This is a genomic window from Azohydromonas sp. (assembly GCF_035325925.1).
Classification (GTDB): Bacteria; Pseudomonadota; Gammaproteobacteria; order Burkholderiales; family Burkholderiaceae_C; genus Calidifontimicrobium.
Map to the genome: position 1 here is coordinate 41745 of NZ_DAOKZA010000016.1, position 16112 is coordinate 57856.

Below are 16112 nucleotides of genomic sequence, written 5' to 3' on the forward strand. Positions count from 1 at the left end.
CACTGCACGATGTCCGACGCCCTGCTCGAGACGCGCCTGCACTCGCTGCCGCTGGCGGCGCGCGGCAAGGTGCGCGACAACTACGCGGTCGGTGCCGACCGCCTGCTGATGGTGGCCACCGACCGCCTGAGTGCGTTCGACGTCGTGATGGGCGAGCCGATCCCCGGCAAGGGCGAACTGCTCACGCGCATGGCGCTGTTCTGGTTCGACCGCCTCGCGCACGTGGTGCCGAACCACCTGACCGGCGACGAGCCGACTGCCGTCGTCGCCCCCGACGAGGTCGAGCAGGTGCGCGGCCGCTCGATGCTCGTCAAGCGCCTGAAGCCGCTGCCGATCGAGGCGGTGGTGCGCGGCTACCTCGCCGGCTCGGGCTGGAAGGAGTACCGCGAGTCGGGCACCGTGTGCGGCGTCGCGCTGCCGCTGGGGCTGCGCAACGCGCAGCAGTTGCCGCGGCCGATCTTCACGCCGGCGACCAAGGCCGAGGCCGGCGCGCACGACGAGAACATCACGTTCGCGCAGGCCGCGGCCATCGTCGGCGCCGACCTCGCCGTGCGCGTGCGCGACGTGTCGATCGCGCTGTACTCCGAGGCGGCGGCGTACGCGCTCGAACGCGGCATCATCATCGCCGACACCAAGTTCGAGTTCGGCCTCGACGAGCAAGGCACGCTGACGCTGATGGACGAGATCCTGACGCCCGACTCGTCGCGCTACTGGCCCGTCGAGAGCTACGGCGCGGCGCTCGAACGCGGCGACAACCCGCCGAGTTTCGACAAGCAGTTCGTGCGCGACTGGCTCGAAGCCGTGCGCATCGACGGCCGCCCCTGGAACAAGCGCGCGCCCGCGCCGGCGCTGCCGCCCGAGGTGATCGCCGCCACCGCGGCGAAGTACCGCGAGGCGCTGAACCGGCTGCTGTCGCCGCCGCTGCGCTGACGCCATGGCGTCACGGCTGCTCGCCCGGCTCGACGACGCCATCGCCCGGGCGCGCGACCCGGTCGACGCGGCGTGCCTGCGCGCCGAACGTGCGGGGCTGATCGCCCGGCTCGGCCGGCTCGACGAGGCGAGGCGCGAGATCGACGCCATCAAGTCGCGTTTCGCGCTGCGGCCGCAGGCCGCAGTCAGCGCGTGGCTGGCGCTGTCCGAGGGGCTGGTCGAGCACTTCGGCGCGGTCGCGCCCGGCGCGCGCGATCTGGTGCAGCGCGCACACGCGCTCAGCGGCGCCGCGCACCTGGCGCCGCTGCGTGCGCTGGCCGCGGCGTGGCTGGCGCACATGGACTACGGGCGCAACGAACTGTCGCAGATGGCCGCGCACCTGGCCGAGTCGCTGCGGCTGGCCGCCGCCGACCACCACGCGGCGCGCGAGCGCGCCTGCCAAGTGGCGGCGCTGGCCTACCACTGGGCCGGGCGGCTCGACCGCGCACAGCCCTGGTACGACCGCGCGCGCCAGCACGCGCTCGCCGACGGCGACGACGCCGGGCTCAGCGCGCTGATGTACAACCGTGCGACGGCGCTGGTGGCCAACGTGCGTTTGGCGGGCGTCGACGGTGCGGTGGAAGACGCCGACGCGACCACGGCCTGGAAGGAGGCGGCGCTGTGCGTGCAGTCCTTTGCCGCGTACGAAGCCGGCATTGGCGGCGCGGCGATGGCCTACATGGTGCCGCTGCTGCACGCGCAGGTGCTGGCCGCCCAGGGCCAGCCGGCGCAGGCGCTGGTGCTGTACGAACGCTGGTCCGGCGACGCGACGCGCGCCGGCGCGCGGCGGCTCAGGCCGCTGCTGGCGGCCGACGCCGCGTGGTGCCGCGTGCAGGTCGGGCAGCTCGACGCCGCGCGGCGCGACCTCGCCACGGCGCTGCCCGACGCCGATGCGGGCTGCGACCTCGACGACCGCGTGCTCGCCAATGCCCGGCTCGCACAGGTCGCACGGGCGCTCGGCGAAGCGGCGCTCGCCGACACGCTGCGTGACCGCGCGCGGCGCGACCTGGCGGTGCTGCGCGCCGAGCAGTCGCGCCTGAGCGACCTGCTCGACGACGCGCTGGCCGGGCTCTGAGCGGCCGCAGCGCCGCAGTGCGCCCGGCGCACATCCCTCGGGCGTCGAAGGCCCTCGGGTCGGCCCGGCGTCGCCTCGCCGCGCGCCGGTGGCGTCAGAACAGCGCCATGCTCAGCTTGCGCCGGTACTGGTCGATCACCGGATCGGCGGCCGGCGCGGCGGCGGCCTTGCCGGTCAGTTCGAGCGCTCCCTTGGCCGCCTCGGGCGCGCCGGCCTTGGCCAGCGGCTTGCTCATCAGCTCGAGGATCGCGACGTAGGTCTTGCGAGCCAGCTCGTCGCCCCAGGCCTTGTCGCGCATGACGATCTCGAGCAGTTCGTCCATCGCCTGCGTGAAGCGGCCGGCGGCGAAGTGCGTCTGCGCCAGCTCGAAGCGTGCATCGAAGTCGCGCCGGTTCGCCGCGATCGCCGCGGCCAGCGCGTCGGCGCTTCGCGCGCGAGGCGCCGCCTCGCAGGCGTCCAGCCAGCGGCCGACCGCGTCAAGGCGCGCATCGGCGAGCACCTTGCCGGCCACCGGCTCGAAGGCCTGGCGCGCCTTCGCCACCTCGCCGCGCTCGAGCAGCAGCTTGACGTAGTCGTAGCGCGCGGCGTCGTTGGCCGGGTCGATCGCCACCGCCTGCTGCAGCCGGTCCAGCGCGGCGTCGGTGTCGCCTTCGGCGGCCAGTTCCTCGGCGGCCTCGGTCTGCGCCTCGGCCTGCATCGCCTCGGCGCTGGGCACGTGGCGGTCGAGGAAGGCACGCACCTGCGCCTCGGGCAGCGCGCCGACGAAGCCGTCGACCGGCTGGCCCTTGTCGAACAGCACGCAAAACGGGATCGAGCGCACGCCGAACGCCTGGCTGAGCTGCCCGGCGATCTCGGGCTGCTCGTCGCTGTTGAGCTTGGCCAGCTTGAAGCGCCCGCCGTAGGCGGCCTCGAGCTTCTCGAGGGTGGGCCCCAGCGTGCGACACGGCCCGCACCACGGCGCCCAGATGTCGAGCAGCACGGGCTGCTTCATCGAGTCGGCGATCAGGTCGGCTTCGAAGTTCTGCAGGGTGATGTCGATCATGGACGGGCTTTCAAAGGTCGGGCGCAGCGGGAAGCGCGACGCCTACAATTCGAGGTTTTCCTGCATTGTGGAGCATCCCCGTGAGCGACGCCGCCGCTGCCGCGACGACGCCCGCGCCGCTGGTGGGCGTCGTGATGGGCTCGAAGAGCGACTGGGCGACGCTCGAGGCGGCGGCGCGGCTGCTCGCCGACTTCGGCGTCGCGCACGAGGTGCGCGTGCTGTCGGCGCACCGCATGCCCGACGAGATGTTCGCCTACGCCGAGGCGGCGGCCGGCCGGGGCCTGCGCGCGATCATCGCCGGCGCCGGCGGTGCGGCGCACCTGCCGGGCATGCTCGCGGCGAAGACGCCGGTGCCGGTGCTCGGCGTGCCGGTGGCCAGCCGCCACCTGCAGGGGCTCGACTCGCTGTACTCGATCGTGCAGATGCCCAGGGGCATCCCGGTGGCGACCTTCGCGATCGGCGAGGCCGGTGCGGCCAACGCGGCGCTGTTCGCGGTGGCGATGCTCGCCGACGGCGACGCCGCGCTGCGCGGGCGCCTCGCCGCCTTCCGTGCGCGGCAGACCGACGACGCGCGCGCGATGACCGCGCAGCTGGGCCGGCCGTGAGGCGGGCGATCCTGCCCGGCAGCACCGGCGCCGACGGCCGACCGGCGACGCTCGGCGTGATGGGCGGCGGCCAGCTCGGGCGCATGTTCGTGCAGGCCGCCCAGGCGATGGGCTACTTCACCGCGGTGCTCGACCCCGACCCGACCAGCCCGGCCGGGCTGGTCGCGCACTACCACGTCGAGGCCGGCTACCTCGACGAGCAGGGGCTGGCGCAGCTGATGCAGCGCTGCGCGGCGATCACCGTCGAGTTCGAGAACGTGCCCGCGGCGGCGCTGCTCACGCTCGGCGCGCACCGCCCGGTCTCGCCGGGCGCCGACGCGGTGGCGCTGTGCCAGCACCGCGCGGCCGAGAAGGCGCAGTTCGCTCGCGCCGGCGTGCCGTGCGCGCCGTATGCGCGCATCGAGACCGACGCCGACCTCGACCGGGTCGACGCCGCGCTGTTCCCGGCGATCCTCAAGACCTCGACGCTGGGCTACGACGGCAAGGGCCAGGTCGCTGTCGACACGCCGGCGGCGCTGGCCGAGGCCTGGGCGGCGCTCGCTCGCGTGCCCTGCGTGCTCGAGAAGAAGCTGGCGCTGGCCGCAGAGGTCAGCGTGATCGTCGCGCGCGACGCCGGCGGCGCCGAGGTCGTCTTCCCGCTGCAGCGCAACTGGCACCGCGACGGCATCCTCGCGGTCACCGAGGTGCCAGCGCGCGGCGTCGCGCCGGCGCTGGCCGAGCGCGCAGTGGCCGCGGCGCGCGCCGTCGCCGCGTCGATGGACTACGTCGGCGTGCTGTGCGTCGAGTTCTTCGTGCTCGCCGACGGCACGCTGGCGGCCAACGAGATGGCGCCGCGTCCGCACAACTCGGGGCACTACACGATCGACGCCTGCGACGTCTCGCAGTTCGACCTGCAGGTGCGCACCACCGCCGGCCTGCCGCTGGTTGCCCCACGCCTGCACTCGCCGGCGCTGATGCTCAACCTGCTCGGTGACCTGTGGTTCGACGCCGCCGGCGCCGAGCGCACGCCGCCCTGGGGCGCGGTGCTTGCGCTGCCGGGCGCGCACCTGCACCTGTACGGCAAGGCGTCGCCGCGGCGCGGGCGCAAGATGGGGCACCTGACGGTCACCGCCGCCGAGGCCGACGCCGCGCGCGAGGTGGCCGCGCAGGCGGCGGCCCTGCTCGGCCTGCCGCCGCTGCCCGACGCCTGATGCCGCGCTTCGACGCCCGCGATCCGGCGGCGATCGGCGACGCCGCGCGGCGGCTGGCCGGCGGCGAACTCGTCGCGTTTCCGACCGAGACCGTCTACGGGCTGGGGGCGCGCGCCGACGACGACGCCGCGGTGGCGCAGGTCTTCGCCGCAAAGGGGCGGCCGGCCGACCATCCGCTGATCGTGCACGTCGCCGACGCCGCGGCCGCTGCGCACTTCGCCGCGCGCCTCGACCCGCTCGCCGAGCGGCTGATGGCCGCGTTCTGGCCGGGGCCGCTGACGCTGATCGTGCCGCGCCGCGACGGCGTGGCCGGCGCGGCGGCCGGCGGGCAGGCGAGCATCGGGCTGCGCTGCCCGGCGCACGCGGTGGCGCACGAACTGCTGCGGCGCGCCGCGGCGCTCGGCGTGCCGGGCGTCGCCGCACCGAGCGCAAACCGTTTCGGCCGCCTGAGCCCGACCACCGCGGCGCACGTCGAGGCCGAGTTCGGCCCGGCGCTGGCGGTGCTCGACGGTGGCGCCTGCCCGGTGGGCATCGAGTCGACCATCGTCGACCTGACCCGCGGCGTGCTGGTGCTGCTGCGCCCGGGCATGCTGACGCCGCAACGCATCGAGGCCGCCGCCGGCGTGCCGCTCGCGGCGCGCGACGGCGGTGCACCGCGCGCCAGTGGCACACTGGCGTCGCACTACGCGCCGCGTGCGCGGCTGCGCCTGTTCGCCGACCCCGACGCGCTCGCGCAGGCGCTGCGCGCGGCGCCGGCCGGCAGCCGGCAGGCGGTATATTCGCGCTCGGCCTGCCCCGCCGCGGTCGCGGCGCTGCAACGCCGCATGCCGGCGCGGGCCGACGACGCGGCGCGCGAGTTGTTCGCGACGCTGCGCGATCTCGACGCCGCGGGGGTCGACCAGATCTGGGTCGAGCAGCCGCCCGACGAACCCGCGTGGGACGGCGTGCGCGACCGCCTGCAGCGCGCTGCCGCGGCCTGATCCGGCCGCAACCCGCCTTCCAGCCCCCGCACCCGCGACGCCTCCCGCATGAACCCCAACGCCTTCGCCTCCTCCCGCCATTCGCGAACCCGCGCGGGCTTGCGCGCGTGGCTGGCTGCCCTGGCCGCCGCGGTGCTGGCCGCCTGCGGCGGCGGCGACACCGTCGATCCTTTCGAGCCGTCGCGCATGCTGGTGTTCGGCGACGAGCACAGCGTGATCACCGCCGACGGGCGCAAGTACGGCATCAACGACCTCGACGCCGCCGGCGCCGTCGCCTGCGCCGGCAACCCGAACTGGGTGCAGGAGGTGGCGCGCAACCTGGGCCTGGTGTTCGCCGAGTGCCGCAGCGACGACCGGGCTGCCACCGCGCTGATGCGTGCCGCAGCGGGCGCTCGCTCCGCCGACGCGCAGGCCGCGATCGACGCGTACCTGGCCGCCGACGCGCCCGCGTCGAAGGACCTGGTCACGGTGATGGTGGGCATGCACGACGTGCTCGAGCTGTACGCCGCCTACGCGGCGCGCGGCGAGGCCGCGCTGGTCGCCGACCTCGAGGCGCGCGGGCGCGCGCTGGCGCGCACGCTCAACCGCGTGGCCACCGGCGGGCCCGTGGTGCTCGTGTTCACGGTGCCCGACCTCGGGCTGACGCCTTACGCGCTGGTCGAGAAAGCCGCGCACATCGACACCGACCGCGCCGCGCTGCTGACCCGGCTGAGCGAGGCGTTCAACCGCGGCCTGCGCCTCGAGGTGATCAACGACGGGCGCCTGATCGGCATGGTCTTCGCCGACGAGCAACTGCAGCTGATGGTGCGCTATCCCGGCAGCTTCGGGTTGCGCAACGTCACCGCCGCGGCGTGCGCCAATGCGGCCACGCCGCCCGAGACCTCGCCGGCGGCGCTGCTCGCGTGCACCAACGCCGCCGGCGCGCTGGTCGGCGACGCCACCGACAGCACCTGGCTGTGGGCCGACACGCTGCGCCTCGGCCCCACCGGCCAGGCGCGGCTGGGCCTGGTGGCGCTCTCGCGCGTGCGCAACAACCCGTTCTGAACACCTCGGGGCCGGGCCGCGCACGACGCGCCCCCGGCGCGTCCGCCGAGGGGGTCAGGCAGGCAGGCGGGCGGCGGCCGGCACGCGGGAGACGCGGTGGCGGGGTCAGCGCCGGCGGCGCGCCGACGCCGCGAGCTTGAGCGCGACGATGGTCAGCGCCAGCGTCAGCGTGATGCCGTTGGCGACGATCAGCGGCCAGGCGCCGAGCACGATGCCGTAGGCCAGCCACAGCGCCACGCCTGCGGCGAAGCAGGCGTACATGCCCAGCGACACGCCGCCGAGGTCGCGCGTGCGCAGGCTCAGCCAGACCTGCGGCACGAACGCCAGCGTGGTCAGCGTCGCCGCCGCGTAGCCGAGCCAGTCGGCCAGGGCCATCGGCGCCGGCTCAGTCGCGGCGCGCGGCGTCGCCGAGCACCCAGTCCACCAGCGCGTCGATCGCCGGGCGCGCCGCGCCGGCGTTCGGGTGCTGCACGACGCACACCAGCACGTAGCGCCGGCCGCTCGCGCCGAGCACGTAGCCGGCCACCGCGGCGACGTCGCGCAGCGATCCGGTCTTCAGGTGCGCGCGCCCCGGCGCCGTGCGAGAGCGCTTGAGCGTGCCGTCCAGCCCGCTGGCCGGCAGCGACGACATCAGCTCGGACATCACCGCGCTGCTCCACGCGATCTGCAGCAGCCGCGCCAGCGACTGCGCGGTCAGCCGGGTCTCGCGCGACAGCCCCGAGCCGTTGTCGAGCCGGAACACGCCCTCGGGCTCGCCGAAGCGGTCGGCGGCCCAGCGCATGAGCACGTCGCGCGCTGCCGCCGGCGTCGCCGGCTGCCCCGGCTGCACCGCCAGCGTCAGGAACAGCTGCTGCGCCATCACGTTGTTGCTGTGCTTGTTGATCTCGCGCACCACCGCGGCCAGGGGCGGGCTCTCGAACTCGAAGGTCGGCGCCCGCGCCGGCGCGGCGCCGTCGCGCACGCCACCGCCCAGGCGCCCGCCGCCGGCGCGCCACAGCGCGCGCAGCAAGCGCGCGTTGTAGCTCGCCGGGTCGGCGTAGGCCACCGGCCAGGCGCGCTCGCCGCAGCCGGCGGCGAAGCTGCCGGCGAAACGCGCGCGCTGCGGGTCGTCGAGCGAGGCCTTCAGCGCGGCGCGCCAGTCGCCGCAGGGGCCGTCGGCCAGCGGCACCTCGGGGTCGACCGCCAGCCCGTCGAGCGCCGGCTCGGCGGCGACGCGCGCGACGCCGCGCGCCGCGTCGGGAACGAAGCGGTAGGTGACCGCCTTGTAGTTCAGCAGCAGCGCGTCGGGCTGCACGTTGTACGGGCGCAGCCACTCGCCGTCGAAGTCGGCCGGCGTGCCCTGCGGCTCGGCGAAGGCGCTGCGGTCGGTGACGATGTCGCCGCGGATCTCGCGCACGCCGAGTTGGCGCACGCGCTCGAGCAGCAGCCACACGCGCTCGATGGTCAGCGTCGGGTCGCCGCTGGCGCGGATCACCAGCGCGCCGTCGAGCACGCCGTCGCGCACGCTGCCGTCGAGCCACACGCCGGTGCGCCAGGTCCAGGCCGGGCCGAGCAGGTCGAACGCGGCGAAGGTGGTCAGCAGCTTGGTCAGCGATGCCGGGTTGACCGCCTCGCGCGCATTGAGCTGCAGCACCGGCGCGCCGCTGCCGGCCTCCTGCACGACCACCGACACCGCGTCGGCGGGCACGCGCGCGCGCTGCAGCGCGTGCGCCACCTCGGGCGGCAGCCCCGTCGCGGCGGACGCCGCGGCGCCGGCCGCCGCCGCGGCGGCCAGCGCCAGGCCGCCGAGGCGGCGCGACAGGGCGTGGACCGGGGCGCGTCCGAGGGGCATGCGGCGATGATCGCACGGCTACACTGGCCGCCATGTCGCTGCTGCCACCGCCCGCGCGTGCGCCGTGGATCGGCGCGGCCTGCGCCGTGGCGGTGCTGCTGATCTGGTCGTCGTTCATCGTCATCGCGCGCTTCAGCGCGCAGCGCACACTGCTGCCGCTGGACATCGCGTTCCTGCGCTTCGTGTTCTCGGGGCTGGTGGTGCTCGCCGTGCTCGGCGTGCAGGCGCGGCGCGGCGTGCGCCCGCTGTCGGGTCTGTCGTGGGGCCGCATCGCCGCGCTGGCCGGCACCGCCGGCGTGGGCTACTGCACGCTGGCGTACAGCGGCTTCTTCTTCGCGCCGGCGGCGCACGCGGCGGTGCTGATGCCCGGCTCGCTGCCCCTGTGGACCGCGCTCGCCGCGCTGTGGCTGCTGCACGAGCGCCTGACGCCGCAGCGCCTGGCCGGGCTGGCGCTGATCGTCGCCGGCGACCTGCTGGTCGGCGGCGCGAGCCTGTGGCGCGCCTTCGACGGCGACGGCACCTGGAAGGGCGACCTGCTGTTCCTCGGCGCGGCGGTGAGCTGGAGCCTGTACACGGTGCTGTGCCGGCGCTGGCAGGTCGACGCGGTGCCGGCGACGATGGCCATCGCAGTGGGCTGCCTCGCGAGCTTCGTGCCGCTGTACGCGGTGGGCGCGGCGCTGCGCTGGTGGCCGAGCGCGCTCGGCGACGCGCCGGCCACCGAGATCGCGCTGCAGGCGCTGTACCAGGGCGGGCTGGCGATGCTGGTGGCCGGCGTCGCGTTCACCTACGCGGTGCGCACCTTCGGCCCGGTGCGCACGACGATGGTCACCGCGCTGGTGCCGGGCATCGCGGCGCTGTCGGCGCTGGCATTGCTCGGCGAGCCGCTGGGCGCGCACGCGCTGGCCGGGCTGGCCTGCGTCACGCTGGGGCTGTTCGTCGGGCTGCGCGGCGCCGCCGCGCCGGCAACGCCGCGCGCGCTGGCGGCGACGCGATGAACGGGGCACCGGCGGTGGACGCGAAGCTCGTCGCGATCGACAGCTCGACCGAGCGCCTGGTGCTGGCGCTGCAGTCGCCGCAAGGCGGGTTCACGCTCGACGAGGAAGGCGGCGCGCGGGCGTCGGCGCGGCTTCTGCCGGCGCTGCACGAGCTGCTCGGGCGCGCCGGCATGGCGCTGCGCGAGCTGGACGCGATCGCGTACGCGCGCGGGCCCGGCGCCTTCACGGGGCTGCGCACCGCGTGCGCGGTGGCGCAGGGGCTGGCGCTGGGGCTGGGGCGGCCCGCGCTGCCGCTGGACAGCCTGCTCGTCGTCGCCGAGGCCGCGCGCGCGCAGGGCGCCGGCGACGACCTGTGGGTGGCGATGGACGCGCGCATGGACGAGGTCTACGCCGCGCGCTACTGCCACGACGGCACGCGCTGGCACGCGGCCGACCCGCCGGCGCTGTGGACGCTGCCGGCGCTGTCCGAGCGCTGGCGCACCGATCCGCCGGCGGCGGTGGCCGGCTCGGCGCTGGCAGCGTTCGGCGAGCGGCTCGGCCTGACCGCGGCCACGGCGGTGTGGCCCGACCTGCCCGGGCGAGCTGTCGCGCTGCTGCGCCTGGCCCGGGCGGCGTGGCGCGACGGCGCCGCGGTCGACGCCGCCGACGCGCTGCCGCTGTACCTGCGCGACAAGGTCGCGCTGACCACCGCCGAGCGCGCTGCCGTCCGGCCCGTCGGGCGATGAACGCGCTGCCGCAACCCGACGCGGCGCCGACGCTGGCGCCGATGCGGCTCGACGAGGTCGACGAGGTGATGTCCGTCGAGCTCAGCGCCTACAGCTACCCGTGGACACGGGGCAACGTCGTCGACTCGCTGGTCGCCGGCCACCTCGCCGAGGTGCTGCGCAGCGCCGAAGGCGAGCTGATCGGCTACTTCATCGCGATGCCCGGCGTCGACGAGATGCACCTGCTCAACATCGCGGTGGCGCCGGCGCACCGGCGCCTCGGCCACGCGCGGCACATGCTCGACGCGCTCGCGCGCCGGGCCCGCGAGCGTGGCGTGCGCACGCTGTGGCTCGAGGTGCGCGACAGCAACGTGCGCGCGCAGTCGCTGTACCGGCGCTACGGCTTCGTCGCGGTCGGCCGGCGGCGCGGCTACTACCCGGCGGCGGCCGGGCGGCGCGAGGACGCGGTGCTGATGAGCCTGTCGCTGGACGCGTCCAGCGCCGCGCTGGGGCCTGGCGATGCCGACTGAACGCCAGCGCGCGATGCTGCGCGAGATGGGCATCGGGCCGTGGTGGCCCGACGACGACGCGGCCCGCTCCGGCGACCCGGCGGCCTCCGCCGCGCCGGTCGCCTCGCCGCCTGCCGCGCCCGACGCCGCGCCGGTGGCGTCGGCGCTCGACACGCTGTCGTGGCCGGCGCTGCGCGAGGCGGTGGCGCAGTGCCGCGCCTGCGCGCTGTGCGAGCGGCGGCGCCAGACCGTGTTCGGCGTCGGCAACGAGCGCGCGCAATGGATGATCGTCGGCGAGGCGCCGGGCGAGCAGGAGGACCTGTTGGGCGAACCCTTCGTCGGCCCGGCCGGCCGGCTGCTCGACGCGATGCTGGCCGCGCTCGACCTCACGCGCGAGCCCGGCCCGCCCGAGCGTCAGGTCTACATCGCCAACACGCTGAAGTGCCGCCCGCCCGGCAACCGCAACCCGCAGCCCGACGAACTGGCGCGCTGCGAGCCGTTCCTCGTGCGCCAGATCCAGCTGGTGCAGCCGCGCATCCTGCTGGCGATGGGGCGCTTCGCGGTGCAGTCGCTGCTGCGCACCGACGAGCCGATCGGGCGGCTGCGCGGGCGCGTGCACGCCTACCGGGGCGTGCCGCTGGTCGTCACCTACCACCCGGCGTACCTGCTGCGCCAGCCGGCCGACAAGGCCAAGGCCTGGGACGACCTGTGCCTGGCCGCCGAGACGCTGGCGCGCCGCGGCGGCTGATCAGCCGCCGCCGGATGCGCTGCCGCCCGGCTTGCCGGGCCTGCGCGGGCGCTGCCAGCCGGCGATCGTGACCTGCTTCGCGCGCGCGATCGTCAGCTGGCCGGCGGGGGCCTGGCGCACGATCGTCGATCCGCCGCCGATCGTCGCGCCTTCGCCGACCACCACCGGTGCGATCAGCACGCAGTTCGAGCCGATGTGCACGTCGTCGCCGATCACGGTGCGGTGCTTGAAGGCGCCGTCGTAGTTCGCGGTGATGCTGCCCGCGCCGTAGTTGACGCGTTCACCGACCGTCGCGTCGCCGAGGTAGGCGAGGTGGTTCGCCTTGGCGCCGCGCGCCAGCGTCGAGTTCTTCACCTCGACGAAGTTGCCGACGTGCACCTCGTCGCCGAGCACCGCACCGGGGCGCAGCCGCGCGTATGGGCCGACGCGCGCCTCGGTGCCGACGCTGGCGCCCTCGAGGTGGCTGAAGGCGTCGATGCGCGCGCCGGCGGCCACCGTCGTGTCGCGCAGCACGCAGTGCGGCCCGACCCGCACGCCGTCGCCGAGCACGACGCGGCCCTCGAACACGCAGCCGACGTCGATCTCGACGTCGGCGCCGCACTCGAGCGTGCCGCGCAGGTCGAAACGCGCCGGGTCGGCCAGTCGCACGCCGGCGGTCATCAGCGCGTCGGCCTGGCGGCGCTGCAGCCGGCGCTCGAGGTCGGCGAGCTGCTGCGGGCTGTTGACGCCCAGCGCCTCGGTCTCGTCGACCACCGCGATGCCGGCCACCGGCACGCCGTCGGCCACCGCCATCGCGACGATGTCGGTCAGGTAGTACTCGCGCTGCGCATTGTCGTTGCCCAGGCGCGCCAGCCAGCGCCCGAGCGCCGCGGTGGGCGCGGCCATCATGCCGGTGTAGACCTCGCCGATCGCGCGCTGCGCCGGCGTCGCGTCCTTCTCTTCGACGATCGCCAGCACGCGCTCGCCGGTGGCGTCGCGCACGACGCGCCCGTAGCCGTGCGGGTCGGCCGGTGTCATCGTCAGCAGCACCAGCCGTTCGCCGCCGCAGGCGTCGAGCAGCGCGCGCGCGGTGGCGGTGGTCACCAGCGGCACGTCGCCGTTGAGGATCAGCGTCGTCGCGGCGGCGGGGTCGAGCGCAGGCGCCGCCTGCTGCACCGCGTGCCCGGTGCCCAGCTGCGGCATCTGGCGCACGCACACGCAGCCGCTGGCGGCCACCGCGGCCTCGACCTCGTCGGCGCCGTGGCCGGTGACGACCACGGTGCGTAACGCGGGCACGCCGGCGGCGGCGTCCAGAACATGCTGCAATAGGGCTCGTCCCGCCAGGCGGTGCAGCACCTTGGGCCGCTGCGACTTCATGCGCGTGCCGCGGCCGGCGGCGAGGATGACGGTGTTGTGCCCCATGCAGACGTCCTTGTTCAGCGCGCGGATTATCCGGTGGCTCGCCGCCGCGGCCGCGCTCGTGCTGGCGCTGGCCGTGACGGGTTGCAGCGCCTTGCGGCTGGGTTACAACCAGGGTCACGACCTGGCGTTCTGGTGGCTCGACGGCTACTTCGACTTCGACGCGGATCAGGCCCCGCGCGTGCGCGAGGCGCTGCGCGGCTGGTTCGCGTGGCACCGCGCGAACGAATTGCCGGGGTACGCGATGTTGCTCGCCGAGGCGCGGCGCGAGGTGCTGGAGCCGGCGCAGGCGGCGCAGGCCTGCCGCTGGGTCGACACGCTGACGCAGCGCGGCGAGGCCGGGGTGCGCCAGGCGCTGCCCTGGCTCGCCGACGTGGCGGTGTCGCTGACCCCGGCGCAGCTGGCGCACCTGGAACAGCGCTTCGACAAGGCCAACGTCGACTTCCGCGAGGAGTTCCTGCAGCGCGACGCCGACGCGCGTCGCCAGGCGTCGTTCAAGCGCGCGCTCGACCGCTTCGAGAACATCTACGGCCGCTTCGACGCCGCGCAGCGTGAACGTCTGGCGCAGGTGGTCGCGGCCTCGCCCTTCGACGCCGAGCGCTGGTTCGCCGAGCGCCTGCAGCGCCAGCACGACCTGCTGTCGACGCTGCGTGCCATGCAGGCACTGCCGGCCGAGCAACGCACGCCGGCACGTGCGCGCCAGGCGCTCGACGGCGTCGTCGAGCGTTTCGCCCGCTCGCCGCGCGACGCGTACCGCGACCACCAGCGCGAGCTGCGCGCGTACAACTGCGCGGCCTTCGCGACGCTGCACAACCTGACGACGCCGGCGCAGCGCCAGCGCGCGGCGGCCAAGCTGCGTGGGTGGGAGGACGACGCGCGCGTGCTGATGGCCAGCGGCGGCTGAGTGCCGCGGCGCCGGCCGAGGCCGGCCTGACGCGGCCCGCTCAGGCGTCGCGCGCGAGCCGTACCGCCGGCGCTGCCGGCGCCGCGCAGGTCTCGTCGTCGTCGAACGCGATGTCGCCGTCGGGGTCGGGCACGCCGGTGCGCTGCAGCGTCTCGAACGGGTACAGCCGCTTGTCCATCAGGTGCGACGGCACGACGTGGGCCAGCGCGCTGAACATGTTGTCGATGCGCCCCGGGAAACGCCGGTCCCAGTCGCGCAGCATCTGCTTGATCTGCGCGCGCTGCAGGTTGGGCTGGCTGCCGCACAGGCTGCACGGGATCACCGGGTAGCGCCGGTGCATGGCCCAGCGCTCGAGGTCGACCTCGGCGACGTAGGCCAGCGGGCGGATCACGACGTGGCGGCCGTCGTCGCTGACCAGCTTCGGCGGCATGCCCTTGAGGCGGCTGCCGAAGAACATGTTCATCAGCAGCGTCTGCAGCATGTCGTCGCGGTGGTGGCCGAGCGCGATCTTGGTCGCGCCCAGCTCGCTGGCGACGCGGTACAGGATGCCGCGGCGCAGCCGCGAGCACAGGCTGCACATCGTCTGCCCCTCGGGGATCAGTCGCTTGACGATCGAATACGTGTCCTGCGTCTCGATGTGGAACGGCACGCCCTGCGAGCGCAGGTAGTCGGGCAGCACGTCGGCCGGAAAGCCCGGCTGCTTCTGGTCGAGGTTGACGGCGACGACGTCGAACGCCACCGGCGCGCGCCGGCGCAGCGCGAGCAGGATGTCGAGCAGCGCGAAGCTGTCCTTGCCGCCCGAGACGCAGACCATGACCTTGTCGCCGGCCTCGATCATGCGGTAGTCGGCGATCGCCTGGCCGACCTGGCGGTGCAGGCGCTTGTCGAGCTTGCGCAGCTCGAACGCGGCGCGGCGCGGGTCGGCGGCGACGGTGGCGGCGGCGGTGTCAGTCGGGTACGGCGGCATGGACGTCGATGTCGACGGAGGCTCCGTCGCAATCCGGAAAGATGTTCGGCTTGGTGATGCGCACCTGCACGCGCTTGACGCTGCGCCGCGCGAGCAGGCGCTGCGCGATGCGCCCGGCCAGCGTCTCGAGCATGTTCACGTGGCCGGCGCCGGTTTCCTCGAGCACCGCGTCGCGCAGGTGGCGGTAGTCGAGCACGTGGTGCACGTCGTCGGCCGCGGGCACGAGGTCGGCGCCGTGCTGCTCGACGCGCACGCTGACCAGCAGCGGCTGGCGCGCGGTCAGCTCGTGGTCGAGGATGCCGACGCTGGCCATCACGCGCAGCCGGTCGACCGACAGCCGGCGCAGCGCGGACGGGTGGGCGTGTCGCGGTGAGGTCATGGCAGGTAGCCGAAGTCGCGGTCGTGCGGCTGCAGGTGCTGGCCGGCATCGACGAGGATCGTGGTGCCGGTGCTCGCGCGCGCATCCAGCAGGTACCGCACCGCCTGTGCGACGTCGGCCGGCCGCGCCCCGTAGCCGAGCAGCGCGCGCGACTGCAGGCGCGCGAGCTTGGCGTCGTCGATCTGCGCGCTGCCCAGCGTGAGTCCCGGCGCGACGCCGCACACGCGCACCTGCGGCGCCAGCGCCTGCGCGAGCAGCGTCGTCGCGCACTCGAGCGCCGCCTTCGACAGCGTGTACGACAGGCAGTCGGGGTTCGGATTCCACAGCTTCTGGTCGAGCAGGTTGACGACGCAGCCCGGCTCGGCGGCGCCGCGCTCGCGCCGGTGTGCGTGCAGCGCGCGCGCGAGCACGATCGCCGGCGCGGTGTTGGCGCGCCAGTGGCGTTCCATCGCCGCGTAGCCGAAGTCGTCGACGCGGTCGGGCTCGAACAGCGACGCGTTGTTGACCACCGCGTCGAGGCGGCCGAAGCGCGCGACGACGGCCGGCACCAGCGCGGCGCACGCCGCCTCGTCGGCGAGGTCGGCGGCGAAGGCGGCGGCGTCGGCGCCCGCGGCGCGCGCGTCGGACAGCGTCGCGCCGGCGTCCGAGCGGTGGTGGTGCAGCGCGACGTCGCGGCCGTGGTGCGCCAGGTGCAGCGCGATCTCGCGGCCGAGGCGCCGCGCGCTGCCGGTGACCAGGACGACGGGGCGATGGCCCATGGGTGCTTCCTACA

General features: G+C 75.3%; 18 protein-coding genes. 11 read left to right on the forward strand and 7 right to left on the reverse strand.

Going from position 1 to position 16112, the window contains the following annotated elements:
• Nucleotides 1-9: 9 nt before the first annotated feature.
• On the forward strand, nucleotides 10-930 hold the full coding sequence (locus PKC53_RS08155; RefSeq protein ID WP_324427969.1) for a phosphoribosylaminoimidazolesuccinocarboxamide synthase: 921 nt from the start codon (nucleotides 10-12) through the stop codon (nucleotides 928-930).
• 4 nt (nucleotides 931-934) lie between these two features.
• Nucleotides 935-2044, forward strand: coding sequence for a hypothetical protein (locus PKC53_RS08160; protein ID WP_324427970.1), 1110 nt, complete (start codon nucleotides 935-937; stop codon nucleotides 2042-2044).
• 94 nt (nucleotides 2045-2138) lie between these two features.
• Here the strand turns inward: PKC53_RS08160 and PKC53_RS08165 are convergent, their stop codons facing one another.
• Nucleotides 2139-3086 (reverse strand): tetratricopeptide repeat protein, encoded by a 948-nt coding sequence (locus PKC53_RS08165; RefSeq protein WP_324427971.1) that lies wholly within the window; start codon nucleotides 3084-3086, stop codon nucleotides 2139-2141.
• Between the two features lie 134 nt (nucleotides 3087-3220).
• Here PKC53_RS08165 and purE point away from each other — a divergent pair, with 134 nt between their 5' ends.
• From purE to PKC53_RS08185, 4 genes are read left to right on the forward strand one after another with little or no spacing between them, the layout of a single operon-like run.
• A complete protein-coding gene (gene purE / locus PKC53_RS08170; RefSeq protein ID WP_324428005.1) occupies nucleotides 3221-3691 on the forward strand; it encodes a 5-(carboxyamino)imidazole ribonucleotide mutase in 471 nt (156 codons plus the stop codon).
• Nucleotides 3688-4881, forward strand: coding sequence for a 5-(carboxyamino)imidazole ribonucleotide synthase (locus PKC53_RS08175; RefSeq protein WP_324427972.1), 1194 nt, complete (start codon nucleotides 3688-3690; stop codon nucleotides 4879-4881). The genes purE and PKC53_RS08175 overlap by 4 nt, the downstream gene beginning before the upstream one ends.
• Nucleotides 4881-5861, forward strand: coding sequence for an L-threonylcarbamoyladenylate synthase (locus tag PKC53_RS08180; RefSeq protein WP_324427973.1), 981 nt, complete (start codon nucleotides 4881-4883; stop codon nucleotides 5859-5861). The genes PKC53_RS08175 and PKC53_RS08180 overlap by 1 nt, the downstream gene beginning before the upstream one ends.
• 48 nt (nucleotides 5862-5909) lie before the next feature.
• Nucleotides 5910-6905, forward strand: a complete 996-nt coding sequence (locus PKC53_RS08185) for an SGNH/GDSL hydrolase family protein (protein ID WP_324427974.1) — start codon at nucleotides 5910-5912, stop codon at nucleotides 6903-6905.
• A 105-nt stretch (nucleotides 6906-7010) separates the two neighbouring features.
• On the opposite strand, the gene PKC53_RS08190 is transcribed toward PKC53_RS08185, so the two are convergent.
• Nucleotides 7011-7280: a SemiSWEET transporter gene (locus tag PKC53_RS08190; RefSeq protein WP_324427975.1), complete on the reverse strand. Its 270-nt coding sequence runs from the start codon at nucleotides 7278-7280 to the stop codon at nucleotides 7011-7013.
• Nucleotides 7281-7290: 10 nt separating this feature from the next.
• Entirely contained in the window at nucleotides 7291-8736 is a 1446-nt protein-coding gene (dacB, locus tag PKC53_RS08195; RefSeq protein ID WP_324427976.1) for a D-alanyl-D-alanine carboxypeptidase/D-alanyl-D-alanine-endopeptidase, read from the reverse strand.
• Between the two features lie 32 nt (nucleotides 8737-8768).
• On the opposite strand from dacB, the gene PKC53_RS08200 reads away from it, so the two are divergent.
• From PKC53_RS08200 to PKC53_RS08215, 4 genes are read left to right on the forward strand one after another with little or no spacing between them, the layout of a single operon-like run.
• Entirely contained in the window at nucleotides 8769-9731 is a 963-nt protein-coding gene (locus PKC53_RS08200) for a DMT family transporter (protein WP_324427977.1), read from the forward strand.
• The gene (tsaB, locus tag PKC53_RS08205; RefSeq protein ID WP_324427978.1) at nucleotides 9728-10456 is read left to right on the forward strand and encodes a tRNA (adenosine(37)-N6)-threonylcarbamoyltransferase complex dimerization subunit type 1 TsaB; all 729 of its coding nucleotides are present in this window, start codon (nucleotides 9728-9730) and stop codon (nucleotides 10454-10456) included. The genes PKC53_RS08200 and tsaB overlap by 4 nt, the downstream gene beginning before the upstream one ends.
• Nucleotides 10453-10965 (forward strand): ribosomal protein S18-alanine N-acetyltransferase, encoded by a 513-nt coding sequence (gene rimI / locus PKC53_RS08210; protein ID WP_324427979.1) that lies wholly within the window; start codon nucleotides 10453-10455, stop codon nucleotides 10963-10965. Before tsaB ends, rimI begins: the two co-directional genes overlap by 4 nt.
• A complete protein-coding gene (locus PKC53_RS08215) occupies nucleotides 10955-11692 on the forward strand; it encodes a uracil-DNA glycosylase (protein ID WP_324427980.1) in 738 nt (245 codons plus the stop codon). The genes rimI and PKC53_RS08215 overlap by 11 nt, the downstream gene beginning before the upstream one ends.
• Here the strand turns inward: PKC53_RS08215 and glmU are convergent, their stop codons facing one another.
• On the reverse strand, nucleotides 11693-13093 hold the full coding sequence (glmU, locus tag PKC53_RS08220; RefSeq protein WP_324427981.1) for a bifunctional UDP-N-acetylglucosamine diphosphorylase/glucosamine-1-phosphate N-acetyltransferase GlmU: 1401 nt from the start codon (nucleotides 13091-13093) through the stop codon (nucleotides 11693-11695).
• Between glmU and PKC53_RS08225 the strand changes: the two genes are divergently transcribed.
• A complete protein-coding gene (locus PKC53_RS08225) occupies nucleotides 13092-13994 on the forward strand; it encodes a DUF6279 family lipoprotein (RefSeq protein ID WP_324427982.1) in 903 nt (300 codons plus the stop codon). The two genes, glmU and PKC53_RS08225, sit on opposite strands and share 2 nt — an antisense overlap.
• Nucleotides 13995-14034: 40 nt before the next feature.
• Here PKC53_RS08225 and ttcA read toward each other — a convergent pair whose 3' ends face one another.
• From ttcA to PKC53_RS08240, 3 genes are read right to left on the reverse strand one after another with little or no spacing between them, the layout of a single operon-like run.
• Entirely contained in the window at nucleotides 14035-14961 is a 927-nt protein-coding gene (gene ttcA, locus PKC53_RS08230; protein ID WP_324427983.1) for a tRNA 2-thiocytidine(32) synthetase TtcA, read from the reverse strand.
• Complete coding sequence (locus PKC53_RS08235) at nucleotides 14942-15340, reverse strand: dihydroneopterin aldolase (RefSeq protein ID WP_324427984.1); 399 nt, start codon at nucleotides 15338-15340, stop codon at nucleotides 14942-14944. Before PKC53_RS08235 ends, ttcA begins: the two co-directional genes overlap by 20 nt.
• Nucleotides 15337-16098, reverse strand: a complete 762-nt coding sequence (locus PKC53_RS08240) for an SDR family oxidoreductase (RefSeq protein ID WP_324427985.1) — start codon at nucleotides 16096-16098, stop codon at nucleotides 15337-15339. Before PKC53_RS08240 ends, PKC53_RS08235 begins: the two co-directional genes overlap by 4 nt.
• Nucleotides 16099-16112 lie beyond the last annotated feature (14 nt).

Bases quoted from the DNA above. Each gene is read 5' to 3' on its own strand.
- purE (WP_324428005.1), top strand. From the start codon at position 3,221: ATGGGCTCGAAGAGCGACTGGGCGACGCTCGAGGCGGCGGCGCGGCTG.
- PKC53_RS08160 (WP_324427970.1), top strand. From the start codon at position 935: ATGGCGTCACGGCTGCTCGCCCGGCTCGACGACGCCATCGCCCGGGCG.
- PKC53_RS08200 (WP_324427977.1), top strand. From the start codon at position 8,769: ATGTCGCTGCTGCCACCGCCCGCGCGTGCGCCGTGGATCGGCGCGGCC.
- PKC53_RS08165 (WP_324427971.1), bottom strand. From the start codon at position 3,086: ATGATCGACATCACCCTGCAGAACTTCGAAGCCGACCTGATCGCCGAC.
- PKC53_RS08240 (WP_324427985.1), bottom strand. From the start codon at position 16,098: ATGGGCCATCGCCCCGTCGTCCTGGTCACCGGCAGCGCGCGGCGCCTC.
- PKC53_RS08155 (WP_324427969.1), top strand. From the start codon at position 10: ATGTCCGACGCCCTGCTCGAGACGCGCCTGCACTCGCTGCCGCTGGCG.
- PKC53_RS08235 (WP_324427984.1), bottom strand. From the start codon at position 15,340: ATGACCTCACCGCGACACGCCCACCCGTCCGCGCTGCGCCGGCTGTCG.
- PKC53_RS08215 (WP_324427980.1), top strand. From the start codon at position 10,955: ATGCCGACTGAACGCCAGCGCGCGATGCTGCGCGAGATGGGCATCGGG.
- PKC53_RS08225 (WP_324427982.1), top strand. From the start codon at position 13,092: ATGCAGACGTCCTTGTTCAGCGCGCGGATTATCCGGTGGCTCGCCGCC.
- dacB (WP_324427976.1), bottom strand. From the start codon at position 8,736: ATGCCCCTCGGACGCGCCCCGGTCCACGCCCTGTCGCGCCGCCTCGGC.
- PKC53_RS08185 (WP_324427974.1), top strand. From the start codon at position 5,910: ATGAACCCCAACGCCTTCGCCTCCTCCCGCCATTCGCGAACCCGCGCG.
- PKC53_RS08180 (WP_324427973.1), top strand. From the start codon at position 4,881: ATGCCGCGCTTCGACGCCCGCGATCCGGCGGCGATCGGCGACGCCGCG.
- glmU (WP_324427981.1), bottom strand. From the start codon at position 13,093: ATGGGGCACAACACCGTCATCCTCGCCGCCGGCCGCGGCACGCGCATG.
- ttcA (WP_324427983.1), bottom strand. From the start codon at position 14,961: ATGCCGCCGTACCCGACTGACACCGCCGCCGCCACCGTCGCCGCCGAC.
- PKC53_RS08190 (WP_324427975.1), bottom strand. From the start codon at position 7,280: ATGGCCCTGGCCGACTGGCTCGGCTACGCGGCGGCGACGCTGACCACG.
- tsaB (WP_324427978.1), top strand. From the start codon at position 9,728: ATGAACGGGGCACCGGCGGTGGACGCGAAGCTCGTCGCGATCGACAGC.
- rimI (WP_324427979.1), top strand. From the start codon at position 10,453: ATGAACGCGCTGCCGCAACCCGACGCGGCGCCGACGCTGGCGCCGATG.